The following is a 15,186-nucleotide window of genomic DNA, read 5'->3' on the forward strand; positions in this document are numbered from 1 at the left end:
GCTCGCGAACTCCGGCATCGGCACCATGAAGTTACGCCGATGCCCACCGACCCCCGACAGCGCCGGCAGCGCCGCCAGCCAGAACAGCTGGTCCTGGCTGAAGCTGAAGCCGATGGCGGGCAGGCGCGCGATGACGACCGACCAGACCATCCAGACCGCGAAGGCCAGCGTCAGCGCCGGGATCGACAGCCACAGGTTGCGGCGCGCGATGCGACGGCCCTTCTCGGCCCAGAACTGCGCGTCCTCGGGGCGCCAGTCCTGGATCGTCCTGGGCATCTCGGTCTTGCCGGGGACGTGGATCTCGGCCAGTTCGGCAAAGGCCGGCAGCTGATCCAGCGCCTTGCCCTGGGCCTGCCGCTCCATCGCGCGGATCGAGAAGTGCATCCAGGCCAGCGACACGACGACCACGGCCAGCAGCAGCGCAAAGCACGAAGTATAGACGCCCGTCAGGTCCAGCAGCGCGCCGAAGACGATGGGCAGGATGAAACCGCCCAGGCCCCCGATCATGCCCACCAGACCGCCGACCGCGCCGACGTGGTTCGGGTAATAGACCGGGATGTGCTTGAAGACGGCGGCCTTGCCCAGGCTCATGAAGAAGCCCAGCGCGAACAGCGTGGCGACGAAGGGCCACAGGTCCATCTGCGTGGAAAAGGCGATCGGTCCGTTCTTGCCGTGCACGACGTAATCGGTCGGCGGATAGGACAGCATGACCAGAAAGACGATGGCGAAACCGAAGGTCCAGTACATCACCGTCCGCGCGCCGAAGCGGTCCGACAGCGCGCCGCCATAGGCGCGGAACAGGCTGGCCGACAGGCTGAAGGCCGCCGCCGCCATCCCGGCCGTGCGCACGTCGACGCCGTAGACGTCGGTCAGGTAATGCGGCAGCCACAGCGCCAGCGCGACGAAGCCGCCGAAGACGAAGAAGTAGTACAGCGAAAAGCGCCAGACCTGCAGGTTCTTCAGCGGCGCGAATGCTCGGCCAGGCGGTGCCCGGACGCCGCGGGCCTTGCGGGCGGCGAAATCCGGGTCGTCCTTGGCCAGCAGCCAGAAGGCCACGCCCATCAGTGCCATGGCGGCGGCCCAGATCTCGGCCACGCCCTGCCAGCCCATGGCCACCAGCACGAAGGGCGCCAGGAACTTGGTCACGGCCGCGCCGACATTGCCCATGCCGAAGGTGCCCAGCGCCAGGCCCTGCCGCTCGGCCGGGAACCATTTCGACACATAGGCCACGCCGATGATGAAGGATCCGCCCGCCAGGCCCACGCCCAGCGCGGCCAGCAGGAAGGTGGCATAGCTGTCGGCCAGCGTCAGCAGATAGGTCGCGACGCCCGTCAGGATCATCGCAGCGAAAAGACCGCCGGCCGCCAAGCGTTCGGTCCGACGCCCAGGATCAGCCGCGTCAGCGATCCGGTCAGCACCGGGGTCGCGACCAGCAGCCCGTACTGGATTCGGTCAGGCCAGCTCGGCCTGTGATGGTGATCCCGATGATCGAGAAGATCGTCCACACGGCAAAGCACAGCGTGAAGGCGAATGTGCTTAGCCACAGGGCCCTTTGCTGGTCCTTGCGGGACGGGGGATGATGTTCCGGCATGACTTGCTCCTGTCATCCGCTTCGCGGGTCACGCGAAGGGGTTGCAGGCTGCAAAGCACCTCGGCCGCGCCGCAAACTTGATATGGATCAATTCAGGGCGGCGCAGCGGGAAAAACGGACGCGAATTGCGATCCAGACAGTCAGCACAGCGATCAGATCAAACGGCGACCTGCCACGACGAGGTAATCCAGTTGCCTTTGTAGCGCCGCTGATTTATCAAAAGTCAATCTTCCTCGATGCAAGGACCGATTCGTGAGAGACGAGGAAAAGCCCGCCATCCGCAGCCTGCCCTTGTTCCACGAGGTGTCGACCCCGACTTTCGAGGCGCTGATGGCGACCAGCTATTCGCAGAACTTCCCGCCCCAGCTGGATCTGTTCCGCCAGGGAGACCGCGCCGATTTCCTGCATATCCTGATCGAGGGCTCGGTCGAGCTTCACGCCGACTGGAACGGGCGCGAGGCGGTGATGGCGATGGTCCGCCCGGTTTCCAGTTTCATCCTGGCCGCCTGCATCCGGGACGTGCCCTATCTGATGTCGGCCCGCACGCTGGAACGCTCGCGCATCCTGCTGCTGCCGGCGGTGGATCTGCGCGCGGCCATCCGGCGCGAGCCGGAACTGGCGGGGGCGGTGATGACGGAACTGGCGGGCAGCTATCGCGACATGGTGCGCCAGGCCAAGAACATGAAGCTGCGCACGGCGCGCGAGCGACTTGCGGCCTGGCTTCTGGACCAGGCGCATCGCCAGGGCGCGGCCAACAGCTTCGTGCTGCCGGTCGAAAAGCGCCATCTCGCCTCCTATCTCGGCATGACGCCGGAAAGCCTGTCGCGGGCACTGGCCGGCCTCAAGGCGCAGGGGATCGCCATGGATGGCGCGCGCGTCATCATCACGGACCGCGAGCGGCTTTCGGCGACGGCAGGTTATGATCCGCTGATCGACAGTTCGGACGAAGGCCTGTAATCGGCCGAAGCTTTCGGGCTGTCACGGGGCGCCGGTTGTGCTAGCCCTGCCCCAAACCGCACCGAGCCCTGCCCGAGATCCGCATGCCGTCCGAACTTGCTGAACTGGCGATCTTTTCCAGCCTGACCCCCGAACAGCTGGGGATCATCGCGGAGGGCATGACCCGCGTCGCTCTGGAACCGGGCCAGAACCTGTTCCTTCAGGGCGATGCGGCGGCGCGGTTCTTCCTGCTGATCGACGGCCGGCTGAAGGTCACGCAGCTGACCGAGGACGGCCAGCAATTCATCGTCCGCATCGTCCACCCGGGCGAGCTTTGCGGCTTTGGCCCGGCCATCGGGCGCACGATCTTTCCCGGCAGCGCAGAGGCGATCGTTCCCAGCACCCTGCTTGCCTGGCCCCGCGCCCGGTGGGAGCCGCTGATCGCCGCCGCCCCTGCCCTGGCCGTCTCGGCCATCCAGGCGGTCGGGCGCAAGCTCGACGAGGCGCATACCCGCCTGCGCGAGATGTCGACCGAAGATGCCGGGCGCCGCATCGCCCATCTTCTGCTGCGCCTGGCCCGGCAGGCCAAACCCGGCCCGGGGCCGGTCGAGATCCCCTTCCCCATCACCCGCCAGGACATCGCCGACATGAGCGGCAATACCCTGCACACCGCATCGCGCATCATGGCGGCATGGGAGGCCGAGGGGATCCTGCTGCGCGCGCGGCGCAAGGTCATCATCGCCGATCCGGCCGGGCTTGCCGCCATCGCCGAAGCCCGCGCCTGATTTCCGCCGCAATTTGCCTCAGCGCAACGTCGGGAGCCGGCCGAAGCGTCAGGCTGCGGCCGTGATTGCAAGGAGACAGGACATGAAACGCATGCTGATCATCACCGCCGCGCTGACCGCGCTGGCCGGTCCGGCGCTGGCCGCCGACCATCAGGTGCAGATGCTGAACAAGGGCGCCGACGGCGTGATGGTCTTCGAGCCCGCCTTCGTGCAGGCCGAGGTCGGCGACACCGTGACCTTCGTGCCGACCGACAAGAGCCATGACGTGGCCTCGCTGCCCGGCATGCTGCCCGAGGGCGAGGCCGAATTCGAATCGAAGCTCAGACGTGCTGTATCGGATCTGACGCTGGACAAGTTGATCCTGAGTGAGGCCGCCAAGGGAAACTTCGAGCCTGCCGCTGGGCATGGTGGCGCTGATCCAGGCCGGTCCCGACGCGCCGAACTATGACGCGCTAGCGACGGGCAAGCTGCCCAAGAAGGCGCGCACCCGGATGGATGCCGAACTGGCGCAGGTCAAGCGCTAAGAAACCCAGACCGCCCGTCGCCGGCCCTGCGGGCGACGGGCGATTTCCGCTTGTCAAGGAAAGGGCACCGGGATGACCAGGACAAAGGCGGCCGAGGCCAGGGGCGGCATTCCACGCGGGCTGTCGCGCACCGGGCCGGTGCTCTTCTCCTATGGGTTCCGGCCGTTCTTTCTGGGCGGCGCGGTCTGGGCCGTGCTGGCCATGGCGCTGTGGGTCATGGCGGTTTCCGGCCACGCCCTGCCCGGCGGCGATTACGGCGCGGCGAACTGGCACATGCACGAGATGCTGTTCGGCTTTGCCTCGGCGGTGCTGTCGGGCTTTCTGATGACGGCGGTGCCGAACTGGACCGGGCGCATGCCCTTGTCGGGCCGGCCGCTGATGGCGCTGGTGGCGCTGTGGCTGGTCGGCCGGCTGGCGCTGACCTGGCCTCCGGGCGGCGCGGCTGGCAGGGCGTGCTGGCGGATGCGCTGTTCCTGCCGGTCATGGCCGCCGTCTTCGCGGTCGAGATCATCGCCGGGCGCAAGTGGCGCGACCTCAAGGTCGTGGCCGCCGTGACGGTGCTGGCGCTGGCAAACCTGGGCTTTCACCTGGCCGTGCTGCGCGGCGGCGACCCGACCATGGCCGCGCGGGCCGCGATCTCGGCCTATGTCATGCTGATCGTCATCATCGGCGGCCGCATCACGCCCAGCTTTACCCGCAACTGGCTGGCGCGGCGCGGGTCGGGACCGCTGCCGTCCCTACAACCGCTTCGACACGCTGGTCGCCTGCGTCTCGGGCGTCACGCTGGCGCTGTGGATCGTCGCGCCGGACAGCCTGCCGGTGGCCGTCCTGGGCCCGGTCGCGGCCGTGCTGAACCTGGCACGGATGCTGCGCTGGCGCGGCTGGCGCACCTGGGCCGAGCCGCTGGTGCTGGCGCTGCACGGCGGCTATGCCATGCTGGCCCTGGGCTTTGCCGCCGTCGGCCTGTCTGGGCTGGGCCTGCTCAGCACCGCCGGGGCGCTGCACGTCTTTGCCGTGGGCGCCATCGGCGGCGAGATGCTGGCCGTGATGGGCCGCGCCACGCGCGGTCACACGGGACGCGCGTTGACGGCCTCGGCCCTGACCACCGCCAGCTATGTGGCGATCTGGGCGGCGGCCCTGCTGCGCCCGGCGGCCGAGCTTGGCGATTACGACCGGCTGATCCACCTGGCGGGCGGGCTCTGGATGCTGGCCTTCGGGCTTTATGTCCTGGAATACGCCCCGATGCTGATCCGGGCGCGCAAGGACCTGCGCGCCTGATCCGCTAATCCGCGCGGCGCAGAAGCAGCCGGAACCCGCTGCCGTCGGCGGCCGGGTTTCCGGCCCATTTGTGGCCCTGCGCCCCCAGTTCCGCCAGCAGGTCCGCAGGCTCGGCAGCCAGCAGCGCAAAGACCACATCGCCCGGCGGGATGCGTCCAAGCGCCTGGCGCAGCCGCTCGGCCGCCTCATCAGAGCTCTGCGCGGTCAGGTCCAGCAGGGCGGTCGGCTCGGGCCAGCCGAAGGCGTCAAGCGCGCTGCCCTGCCCCAGCCGATGGGCGGCCGGCGCAAAGTCGATCTGCCAGCCCTTGTCGGGCAAGCGCGTCTCATGGTGGTCATAGCCGCGCCGCGCCATGACGCGAAACAGCGGCACGGGGCGGAACGGCGCAATCAGGCGCAGGGTCTGGCCCCGCGACAGGGCATCGACGGCGGCCAGGATCTCGGCCAGGGGCTCGGCGCCCCGGGCCAGGATCGGGCGGACGTCCAGCGTGACGATGGGCTCCATGGGTTCTCCTCCCCTGTGGCTGTAGCGGAACGTCAGGTAAAACGGAACTCCTGCCCCGAGGCGTCCAGCGCGCGGACCTCGACCCCGGGCAGATGCGGCAGGGCGGCGCGGATCGCCGCGGCCGGCGCCAGGCTGAGCCCGGTCGAAAGCCCGTCCGCCAGCCCCGCGCTGTCGGCGATGACCGAGACGCGGGCCCAATCGGCGCGCGCCGTGCCGGTGGCGGGGTCGATCAACTGCGGCAAGCGGCCCTCGGGATCGAAGCTGAAGCCGCGCGCCTCGGTCGTGGCCAGCGCCCGGTCGGTCAGCAGCGCGTGGCCGCCGCCGGCCAGCCTCACCGACCATGGCTCCTGCGCGCTGCGGCCGCCGATGGCGCGAAACTCGCCCATGTCGACCAGCGTATGCTCGGCCCCGCCGGCGCGCAGCAGATCGGTGATGCGGTCGGTGATGACACCTTGGGCAATGCCGTTCAGCGTCAACGCCTGGCCCGGCGCCAGCAGGATGCGGTCGCAGGCTGATGCGGATGCGCTGGATTCCCAGGCTGGGCCGCGCCGCCGCAATGGCCTGCGCATCGCCCGCGGCATAGGCGCGCCACAGCGGCTGCACAGTCGGGTCGAAGCGGCCGCCGGTCGCGGCGTGGACATCCGGCCAGCCGCAGCGCCGCCAGCATCTCGGGGCTCGGGGCCAGCAGATAGCCGTCGCGGTTCAGCCGCGACAGCTCCGATTCGGCGCGGTAGAGGGTGAAGATCGCCTCGAGCCGGCGCAGTTCGGCCGCGGTTTCGCGCAGCAGGGCCTGCGCACGGGCCGGGTCGGGATGGTTCAGGATCAGCGTGGTCGGCGCGCCCAGGGCCTGGCCGCGCCAGACCGTCGCCTGCGGTGCCGCCAAGAGCCCGCGCGGCGACAGCAGCGCCGCCCCGGCGACGGCGGCCGAGATGGTCAGGAAGCGGCGGCGGTCAATGCGCATGAGCACCCTCCCCCTGCTCGGCCTCGCCGCCCAGCACCTCGTCTGGGGTCAGTTCGTCGAAGCCCTGCACCGTGCCGCCCTTGTCCCGGGCAAAGGCCTCGGCCGCCTCGCGGGTGCCGAAGGGCACGATCTCGGCCCCGCCCATCGCCGCCTCGACCTTGGCGCCGACAACGTAAAAGGCGGATTTCGCGTCGATCCAGTTGTCGGCGCCGGGGTCGGCCCAGCTTTTCGCCTTGGCCATGTCCGAGACATAAAGCCCGCCGTAATCCTTGACCTCGTCCGGCATCATGGTGAAGGCCACCGTGTCGCGGGCCGAGGAGAACCAATAGGCCCCCAGGTCCTTCGACAGCACCACCTGGCCCTTGGGGCCTTCGTGCTCCATCAGGTTCATGCCGCAATAGCGGCCCACCGCCTCGGCTGTCATGGACTCGGGCGGCAGAGTGGCGGTGGCGTCCGGCTTGCAGCCCATCAGCGGCAGCATCAGCAAGGCGGCGATCAGAAGCGGTTTCATCTAGAGGTTCCTCCGCGCGAACACGGTCATGGCCAGGGCCAACGGCGCCAGGCACCAGGCCAGCAGCGCCCCGGCCAGCAGCCAGGGTGTCAGATGGGAATTGTCATAGACCCCGCCCATGCCCGACAGCAGGGCAGCGCTGCCCTCGCCCAGCGTCAGCAGGCGATAGGCGTCGGTCGGATTGGCCAGCAGCGCCAGTCCATCAGCCCGCCCGGCACGGCATGGCCGCCGCGCGCCACCAGCGCCGCCAGCAGCGCCATGTCGTAAAGCGCGACGAAGAACAGCCACAGCCCGATGGCAATGCCGGCAGCGGTCGAGCTTTCCTGCACCACGCTCGACGCCAGCACCCCCAGCCCCAGAAAGACCGCGCCCAGCAGCACCGAAACGGCGGTCATGAAGGCGAAGGCCTGCCAGCCCTCGGCGCCGTGGCGCCAGATCACGAAGACCGCGGCGCAGCCAAAGCCGATCACGGTGGCCAGCGCCAGAATGGCCGCTGGCCCAGGAACTTCCGGCGACCACCTGCCAGCGCGCGAGCGGGTGGCTCAGCAGCAGCAGCAGCGTGCCGCGCTCGGCCTCGCGGGTGATGCTGTCATGCGACAGCAGCAGCGCGATCAGCGGCACCAGGAAGATGGTCAGGCTGGCCAGCCCCACCACCACCACGTCCAGCGCGGCAGTCGCGGTCGAGCCCGTCGGAGCCGAACCCAGGGCCGCGATGGCCCCGGCCAGCGCCGCCATGACGGCGGTCATCGAGACCACCCAGCGGTTGCGCACCCCTTCGGCCAGTTCGCGGCGGGCAATAGTCAGGATCGCGGACATCAGGCGGCCTCGCGTTGCAGGAAATGGGCATAGATGTCGTCAAGGCTGGGGTCTTCCAGCGTGATCCGGGTCGCGCCCTGGTCCAGGAGCGCGCGCAGCACGGCAGGCTTCTCGTCCTGGCCCAGCTCGATGCGCCGCGGCGCGCCGTCCAGGACGCAGACAGGCGCGAGGGCAGCCCGGCCAGCGCCCGCAACTCCTCGAGCGTGCCGTCGGCGATCTTGCGGCCGCGGTTCAGCACGATGACCCGCTCGGCATGGCCTTCCAGCTCGGTCAGCGCGTGCGAGGACAAAAGCACCGTGGCCCCGGCCCGCGCCCGTTCGGCGACGATGCCGTAAAGCTCGCGCCGCAGGGCCGGGTCGAGACCCGAGGTCGGCTCGTCCAGAAGCAGCAGGCGGGGGTCTCCCAGCAGCGCCTGCGCCAGGCCCAACCGTTGCCGCATGCCCTTGGAATAGGTGCGCACCGGCCGGTCGGCGGCGTCCGACAGCCCGACGCGGGCGAACAGCGCGTCATGGCCGCGCGCCGGGAGGCCCTTCAGCCGGGCATAGAAGCCCAGCGTCTCGCGCCCGGAAAAGGCCAGGTGGAACTGCACGCTTTCCGGCAGATATCCCAGCGCGCGCCGCGCCGCCTTGTCGCCGGGTCCGCGCCCAGCACGGTGATCCTGCCGCCATTGGGGCGGGTCAGGCCCAGCATCATCTTGATCTGCGTGGTCTTGCCGGCGCCGTTGTGGCCGACCAGCGCCACCACCTGCCCCGGCTCCAGCGCATAGCTGAGGTCGCTGACCACGGCGCGGCCGCCATAGGTCTTGCCGACATGGTCAAGGATCACGGTCATCTAGAGCGGCCTTTCGGAATTCGGGCGCATCAGCGCATGGCTGTCGGTGACGCCGCCCGGCAGCAGCGCGGGAAAGCGGCTTTGCGCGAAACGCAGGATCTGCACGGCGGGGCTGGTCAGCAGCAACCGGGCCTGCGGCGCGGTCCACATCACCTTGTCCACCATGTCGCTCGGGCGATAGGGGCTGTCGGCCAGCCCGTCGCCGTCCAGGTCGCAAGCGGCATTGTCGGACCAATAGTTGCCGATGCCGTCCAGCGACCATTCCAGATAGCGAGTGCCCACGTATTTCACCTGGATGCGGTTGCCGATGAAATCGTTGCGGGCGACCTGGTTGCCCTCGGCCCCGGCAGTGAAATGAATGCCGATGGCGCAGCCCTGGAAACGGTTGCCGATGAAACGATTGCGGTTGGCGTTATAGATGAACACGCATTTTTCCGGCGCGATGCGGCTGCCGGTGACAGAGACCTCGGCTTGCGGGACGCCCGGCTCGGCGCTGGTGCCCATGTCGCGCCAGCGGCTTTCCGGGGCGGGACGGCCGGTCACGCGGTTCCTCTCGATCACCGAGCGGTTGGCCGAGTTGAACAGGAAGCCATAGTCGCGGTCGTTGTCCGAACTGTTGCCGACGATCCGCAGCCGGTCCGAGAACATGATCGCATAGCCCATGCCGTTGTCCTGCGAGCGGTTGTCCTCGATCGTGCTGTCGGCGGTGTTCATGTAATGGATGGCAAAGCGGGTGCCCCGGATGTCGTTGCCCCGGAACACGTTGCGTTTCGACACCGAGACGAAGATGCCGTCGCGGCCCAGGGTGATGGTGTTGCCCTCGACCACGGCACCGGGGGCGTTCCAGACGCTGACGCCATTGCCCAGTTCCGACTGCCGGCCGCGACGTCCTTCGATGCGGTTGTCGGCCACCACGCTGTCGCGGGCGCCCTGGATGCGGATGCCGTGCAGGTTGTCGCGCAGCGTATTGCCGCGCACCTGCGCGCCCCTGGCGCGCTTGGTCAGGAAGATGCCCGAATCCATCCGGTCCAGATCGCTGCCCGAGCCGGTCACGGCAGGCCGCTGATCGCACGTCCGGGGCGTCGACCGCGATCACATGGCCCTGGCCCCGGCCGTCGACCACGGCGCCGGCTTCGCCGCGCAGGGTCGCGGCGTCTCGATCAGCAGGGGGCCGCGCCAGCGCCCGGCCCCCAGCAGGATCTCGTCCCCAGCCACGCCTGGCCAGCGCCGATGCCAGCGCGGCATCGTCGGCCGGCTGCCAGACCCGCGCCGCAAGCGGCGAGGCGAGGCAGATCAGCAGCAGGGCAAGGGACAGGCGCATCAGGCTTTTTCCACCAGCATGCGGCCCTTCATCTCCATGTGCATGGCATGGCAGAACCACGAACAGTAATACCAGTAGACGCCCGGCCGGTCGGCCTTGAAGGTGACGGATGCGGTCGCCTGCGGCGCCACCTCCATGTTGATGCCGTAGTTGATGATCGAAAAGCCGTGGGTCAGGTCCTCGACATCGTCGATGTTGGTGACATAGACCGTCACCTCGTCGCCCTGCTTGACGGTGAAGCTGTCCAGCCCGAAGATCGGCGCCGAGGAGGTCATGTAGACCCGCACCTTGTTGCCGTCGCGGATCACCTCGCTGTCGACCATCAGGTCGATGTTGTCGGCCTTGGCCTGCGCCACCGCATCGGCAAAGAAGGGATCGTTGCGGTCCCAGACCGAGACGGGGTTGATCTTCGATGCGTGCACGATGGTCGCGTCATGCGGCTCGGCAAAGGTCGGGTTGTCGTGGACGATCTTCATCTCGTCGCCCGAGATGTCGATCAGCTGGTCGCATTCCGGCTTCAGCGGCCCGACGTTCAGGAACCGGTCCTTCGAGAACTTGTTCAGCGAGATCAGCCACTTGCCGTCCGCTTCCTTGGTCTGGCCCATCGAGGTGTGGTTGTGGCCCGGCTGGTAGTGCACGTCCAGCTTCTGCCGGATCGGGTCGGACTGCTCGCCCTGATAGGCCGGATGGCGTCGGGGGATTTCATGCCACGGCAGCCTAGGTGATCGCTGGACAGCGTGGTATAGGCGTTGCCCGCCCGTCATAGGCGGTGTGCAGCGGACCCAGTCCCAGCTCCGGCTCGGCCACCACGCAGTCGCGGCCCTGGATCTTGTCGGCGAAAAGGTCGTCGAACTTGCGCACGTCGAACACCGTAACCGTGGGCGACAGCTTGCCGTTCGCGACGATATGGATGCCGTCCGGCGCGGTGTTGATGCCGTGCGGGCCGTTCGCGACCGGGATATAGCGCACCAGCCTGTTCTTGTCGCCGGTGCCGTCCAGCACGCGCACGCCGTTCCTGACCTCGCCCTCGCCGGCCTTAACGGCGGCCTCGATGGCCTTCAGGTCGAAGACGGCCAGCCAGTCCTGGTCCTTCTCCATCATCTCTTCCAGCGTCACGCCGCCTTCCGAGTTGTAGCAGGTCGCGAAGGCGTATTTGCCCTGGTAATCGGCATCGACGTTGTCGAGGTTGCCGTCCACCTTGATCTGCCAGGCGACCTCCATTGTGTCGCCGTCGATGGCCGAGAAGATCGAGAAATACTGCTTGGGATCGTCCAGCACGCTGCCGTCGTTGGGCAGCGGCACGCCGTCCTCGCCGTTGGCGAAGACATAGCCGGTGCGCGGGTATTTCTGCACTCGCAGCCCGTGCACGGTGTGCTGGTTCGGCAGCTCGATGATCTTGTCGCATTTCATCACGTCCAGCCGGACGCGGGCGACACGGGTGTTGGCCTTGTCGTTGATGAAGAAGTAGCGCCCGTCATAGGTGCCGTCGGTAAAGGACGGGTGCGGGTGGTGGGCGTCGCCGTTGGTATAGACGCCGCCCTTGTCCTTCAGGAACTCGACCGTCTCGGGGGTCAGCCCTTCGGTCAGCACCTTGCGGGATTCGTTGGTCAGGCCCCAGCCGGTGGCGCTTTCGCGGTTGAAGATCGGCACGCGGATCAGTTCGCGCATCGAAGGCAGGCCCATGATGCGCACCTCGCCCGAATGGCCGCCGGAAGCAGGACGTAGTATTCGTCCAGCTCGCCCGGATGCACGACATACGCCTGGTTGCCGGGCGTCCCTGCGCCAAGGCCGGCGCAGGCGGCCGCAGCCGCGGCATGGCCGGCAGCCCGACCGATCAGGGCGCGCGGCAGCTAATCCGCCGGCGGCTGCGGCCACCGAGCTGCCCAGCAGCTGGCGGCGGTTCAGTCGGAAATCGTTCCTGTCGGTCATCTCATGCTCCTTTGGAATCGGGGATTTTCAGGGCTGCCGCCTGCTGGGCGCGATAGGCCGGCGGCGTCGTGGTGGGGGTTGGGGATGCGGCGGCGTGGCGGCGGCGGCGCGGCGCTGCGGGCCAGCTTTTCGCGCCGGGCCTTGACGGTGATCATGTGCGGGCAGCGGGTGTCGTCGTGGTAAAGCACCTGGCAGTTCATGCAGTAGATGCATTCGTTGACGTTGATCTGGCCCTCGGGGTGGATGGCCTGAACCGGGCAGTCGTTGGCGCAGCGCTGGCAGGGGCTGCCGCATTCCGGCCAGCGCTTCAGCCATTCGAACATGCGCATCCGCCCCGGGATCGCCAGCGCCGCGCCCAAGGGGCACATGTACCGACAATAGAAGCGCTCGATGAACAGCCCCGGCAGCAGGCAGGCCAAGGCGAACAGCACGAAGCCCCATTCGCGCATGAATTTCAGGATGATGGCGGTCTTGAAGGGCTCGACCTCGGCATAGATCTCGGCATCCGACAGCGAATAAAGCGACAGGCCGAACAACCCCAGGAAGATCATGTACTTGATCGGCCACAGCCGTTCGTGCAGCCCCCAGGGCAAGGTGATCTGGGGAAAGCGCAGCCAGCGCGCGACGGTGTTCGACAGCTCCTGCAGCGCACCGAAGGGGCAGAGCCAGCCGCAGAACGGCCCCCGGCCCCAGAACAGCAGCCCCGCCGCGACCGCGCACCACAGGATGAAGACCAGAGGCGCCGCCAGGAAGTAATCCCAGGAAAACCCCGAAAGCAGCGCGTTGAAGAAGGTCAGCACGTTCACGACCGACAGCTGCGTGTGGACCATCCAGCCCAGCCAGACCAGGGTGAAGGTCAGATAGGCGCGCCGCACCCACAGGAAGGTGCGCGGGTACTTCGTCAGCACGTCCTGGAAGAAGAAGATCGCCGTCAGCACCGCCAGCGCCGTGCCCAGGATGGCGATCTGGATGCGGTTCATCTGCCACATGGTTTTCCACAGCGCCGGGCCGTCGTCCTCGGGCGCGGGCTGGCCGACCTGGGCGCGGGGCTGCGGCTGCGGATTGGGCTCGGCGGCGGCGGGGGCCGGTTCGGGCGCGGGCAGCAGGTAGCGTTCCGGGATCTGATAGGCCAGGTCGAAGGGCAGCGTGGCCTTGTCGCGGCCCTGGGTCTGGCGCTGCACCAGCAGTTGCAGGTCGAAGGGCCGGGTCACGTCGAAGGTGAAGTCCTGCGGCACCACGAACAGCGCGATCTCCTTCAGGCGCGGCGCGCCCTGGGCGGCCAGCACGGGGATTCGGGTGTGGTCGTGGTCCTTGAAGCGCAGGCCCTGGCCGTCCTGCATCAGCTCGATGCGGTCGAAGATGCCGCCGCGCACATAGCCCGAGCCCTTGAACGAATAGGCGCCGTCGCCCGCCACCAGCAGCGCCGACTGGCCGGGTTTCAGCTTGGCCGCCAGCCGGTCATAGGCGACATCGCCCAAAAGGCTGCGACCGATGGCCGGGACCGAAACCGGCGCCATGTAAAGGTCGATGAAGGGCGCCTCGGGCTCGGCGGCCTCGGGGCGGCCGGCGGCGGCGGGCTGGCCCGCATCGGCGAAGGCCTTGCTGACCTCGCCCACCGTCAGGACCAGCGAGCGGACCGAGCCGTCGCCCAGCAGCGTCTGCCAGTCCGCGGTCTGGGTCACGGCCGGGTCCAGCTCGCGCCGGACCTCGGCCGGCGCCGGTCCGGCGGCCACGCCCGAAAGCCGGCCCGAACGGATCAGCTTGACCGCCGAGCGCACGATGCTGTCGCCCATGACCAGCACCGTGACCGTGGCGCCCGAGACGATTTCGGCCTGCGGCGGCTTCACCTCGCCGCTGCGCGACCGGCCCAGGTCGCTGCCGATCAGCCCGTTCAGCGCGGCCAGAACCTTGGCCTGGGGATGCCGATCAGCACGATCGGCTCGTGATGCTCGACCAGGTTGATGCCCCGGATCACGCCCTGCGCGTCGATGCCGACGACGATTCGGATCGGCTTGCCGGAATAGCCCGTCGAAGGCGTGAAGTCGCTGTTCAGATAGGCAAAGCCCAGCGCCTCGCCGCCCTTCAGCACGGGCACGATGGCCGGGTCGCCCTGCGGCGCGCCATAGGCATCGGCCCCCGCGAACAGCTGCGCGGGCGGGGTCTGCTCCAGCGCCTCGGCCAGCGTCATGGCTTGGGCCGAACCCGCGGCCAGCGGCAGCAGGCACAGCACGATCAGCCACAGCCCGCGACGGGCAAGGTGCAGAAGTTGCGGTACGGACATCTGACGCTCCGGCTGGACAGCTGCCGCGAAGATGGCGCCGACCCGGTGGCCCGAACGTTGCGCCAGCACAAATTCCCGTCCGAATTTGCGGCGGGTGGCGAAAATGGCCCGCTAGCCCCGGCCCGCCTCGTCCAGCAGCCGACGCGCCCAGCGCCCGGCAAGCCAGGCGGCCGGTACGCCCAGCGGCACCGCCAGCGCCACCGCCTGCTGCGGCGTCAACGCCGCAAGGCCCAGCGCCTGGCCCATCAGGCCCAGCATGAACAGGTTGATGGCCACCGCCCCCGCCGCAAAGACGTAAAGCAGCATCGACAGCTTCCAGACGGGCCAGCGGGGCGGGAGGGGATGATCGCTTTTCATGCCCGCATTTTTCACAAAGGATTTTTGTCATCCTTGACTTCCGTCAAGACTCGCCGCGCCCCGCCGCGCCATGTCAGGACCATCGCCAACGACTCTCGGAGGTCATCGCCATGCGCGAAGTCCTGACGAAGAGCATGGCCCGAAACATCTTCTATGGCGGGTCGCTGTTCTTCATACTCATCTTCATCGGCCTGTTCATTCACGGCCACTGGTACATCACCCATGTCTCGACCGATCAGGCGGGCCTGACGCCCTCGGTGGTGCGCGGCAAGCACGTCTGGGAAGAAAAGGCCTGCGTGAACTGCCATTCGATCCTGGGCGAAGGCGCCTATTTCGCGCCCGAGCTTGGCAACGTCATGAAACGCTGGGGCGTCCAGGAGGACCCCGACATGGCGTTCGAGACCCTGAAGGGCTGGATGGACGCCCAGCCCTCGGGCGTCGAGGGGCGTCGCCAGATGCCGCAATTCCACCTGAACGATCAGGATGTCCGCGCATTGTCGGATTTCCTGCTGTGGACCGGGCGGATCAACACCCAGAACTGGCCGCCGAACGACGCCGGTTAA

At 68.3% G+C, this 15,186-nt stretch carries 13 protein-coding genes and 6 pseudogenes; 5 read left to right on the forward strand and 14 right to left on the reverse strand.

The window, feature by feature from the left end; genetic code table 11:
• Positions 1 to 105 precede the first annotated feature (105 nt).
• Positions 106 to 1,341: pseudogene (locus DPM13_RS26325) on the reverse strand (nitrate/nitrite transporter); the annotation flags it as partial.
• Between the two features lie 70 nt (positions 1,342 to 1,411).
• Positions 1,412 to 1,591, reverse strand: coding sequence for a hypothetical protein (locus tag DPM13_RS24465; RefSeq protein WP_223252203.1), 180 nt, complete (start codon positions 1,589 to 1,591; stop codon positions 1,412 to 1,414).
• A 252-nt stretch (positions 1,592 to 1,843) separates the two neighbouring features.
• On the opposite strand from DPM13_RS24465, the gene DPM13_RS18960 reads away from it, so the two are divergent.
• The 4 genes and pseudogenes from DPM13_RS18960 to DPM13_RS18975 all read left to right on the forward strand — a co-directional run bounded on the left by DPM13_RS18960 (position 1,844) and on the right by DPM13_RS18975 (position 5,114).
• Positions 1,844 to 2,548: a helix-turn-helix domain-containing protein gene (locus tag DPM13_RS18960; protein ID WP_112888622.1), complete on the forward strand. Its 705-nt coding sequence runs from the start codon at positions 1,844 to 1,846 to the stop codon at positions 2,546 to 2,548.
• 83 nt (positions 2,549 to 2,631) lie between these two features.
• Positions 2,632 to 3,312, forward strand: a complete 681-nt coding sequence (locus DPM13_RS18965; protein WP_080622680.1) for a Crp/Fnr family transcriptional regulator — start codon at positions 2,632 to 2,634, stop codon at positions 3,310 to 3,312.
• A gap of 187 nt (positions 3,313 to 3,499) precedes the next feature.
• Positions 3,500 to 3,580, forward strand: a pseudogene (locus DPM13_RS27535) (pseudoazurin); the annotation flags it as partial.
• A gap of 457 nt (positions 3,581 to 4,037) precedes the next feature.
• Positions 4,038 to 5,114: pseudogene (locus DPM13_RS18975) on the forward strand (NnrS family protein).
• Between the two features lie 4 nt (positions 5,115 to 5,118).
• Here the strand turns inward: DPM13_RS18975 and DPM13_RS18980 are convergent.
• The 12 genes and pseudogenes from DPM13_RS18980 to DPM13_RS19025 form a co-directional block, all read right to left on the reverse strand.
• A complete protein-coding gene (locus DPM13_RS18980) occupies positions 5,119 to 5,616 on the reverse strand; it encodes a DUF2249 domain-containing protein (RefSeq protein WP_080622683.1) in 498 nt (165 codons plus the stop codon).
• 32 nt (positions 5,617 to 5,648) lie between these two features.
• Positions 5,649 to 6,092 (reverse strand): FAD:protein FMN transferase, encoded by a 444-nt coding sequence (locus tag DPM13_RS18985; protein WP_189654775.1) that lies wholly within the window; start codon positions 6,090 to 6,092, stop codon positions 5,649 to 5,651.
• Positions 6,089 to 6,577 (reverse strand): hypothetical protein, encoded by a 489-nt coding sequence (locus DPM13_RS18990; protein ID WP_112888624.1) that lies wholly within the window; start codon positions 6,575 to 6,577, stop codon positions 6,089 to 6,091. Before DPM13_RS18990 ends, DPM13_RS18985 begins: the two co-directional genes overlap by 4 nt.
• On the reverse strand, positions 6,567 to 7,088 hold the full coding sequence (locus tag DPM13_RS18995; protein WP_028718623.1) for a nitrous oxide reductase accessory protein NosL: 522 nt from the start codon (positions 7,086 to 7,088) through the stop codon (positions 6,567 to 6,569). The genes DPM13_RS18990 and DPM13_RS18995 overlap by 11 nt, the downstream gene beginning before the upstream one ends.
• 155 nt (positions 7,089 to 7,243) lie before the next feature.
• Entirely contained in the window at positions 7,244 to 7,558 is a 315-nt protein-coding gene (locus tag DPM13_RS25520; protein WP_262983195.1) for an ABC transporter permease, read from the reverse strand.
• A gap of 97 nt (positions 7,559 to 7,655) precedes the next feature.
• A pseudogene (locus DPM13_RS27540) lies at positions 7,656 to 7,904 on the reverse strand (ABC transporter permease subunit); the annotation flags it as partial.
• Between the two features lie 334 nt (positions 7,905 to 8,238).
• Positions 8,239 to 8,735, reverse strand: a pseudogene (locus DPM13_RS19005) (ABC transporter ATP-binding protein); the annotation flags it as partial.
• A complete protein-coding gene (nosD, locus tag DPM13_RS19010) occupies positions 8,736 to 9,788 on the reverse strand; it encodes a nitrous oxide reductase family maturation protein NosD (protein WP_223252206.1) in 1,053 nt (350 codons plus the stop codon).
• 267 nt (positions 9,789 to 10,055) lie between these two features.
• A pseudogene (gene nosZ / locus DPM13_RS19015) lies at positions 10,056 to 11,985 on the reverse strand (TAT-dependent nitrous-oxide reductase).
• A complete protein-coding gene (locus DPM13_RS19020) occupies positions 11,982 to 13,832 on the reverse strand; it encodes a NosR/NirI family protein (RefSeq protein WP_223252207.1) in 1,851 nt (616 codons plus the stop codon). Before DPM13_RS19020 ends, nosZ begins: the two are co-directional and overlap by 4 nt.
• Positions 13,833 to 13,876: 44 nt before the next feature.
• Complete coding sequence (locus DPM13_RS24470; RefSeq protein ID WP_223252208.1) at positions 13,877 to 14,266, reverse strand: hypothetical protein; 390 nt, start codon at positions 14,264 to 14,266, stop codon at positions 13,877 to 13,879.
• Between the two features lie 111 nt (positions 14,267 to 14,377).
• A complete protein-coding gene (locus DPM13_RS19025; protein WP_112888625.1) occupies positions 14,378 to 14,623 on the reverse strand; it encodes a hypothetical protein in 246 nt (81 codons plus the stop codon).
• 110 nt (positions 14,624 to 14,733) lie between these two features.
• On the opposite strand from DPM13_RS19025, the gene DPM13_RS19030 reads away from it, so the two are divergent.
• Positions 14,734 to 15,186 carry a c-type cytochrome gene (locus DPM13_RS19030; protein ID WP_028718617.1) on the forward strand — a complete coding sequence of 151 codons (453 nt, stop codon included), beginning with the start codon at positions 14,734 to 14,736 and terminating at the stop codon, positions 15,184 to 15,186.

Source organism: Paracoccus mutanolyticus (assembly GCF_003285265.1).
In the GTDB taxonomy this organism is placed as follows: Bacteria; Pseudomonadota; Alphaproteobacteria; order Rhodobacterales; family Rhodobacteraceae; genus Paracoccus; species Paracoccus yeei.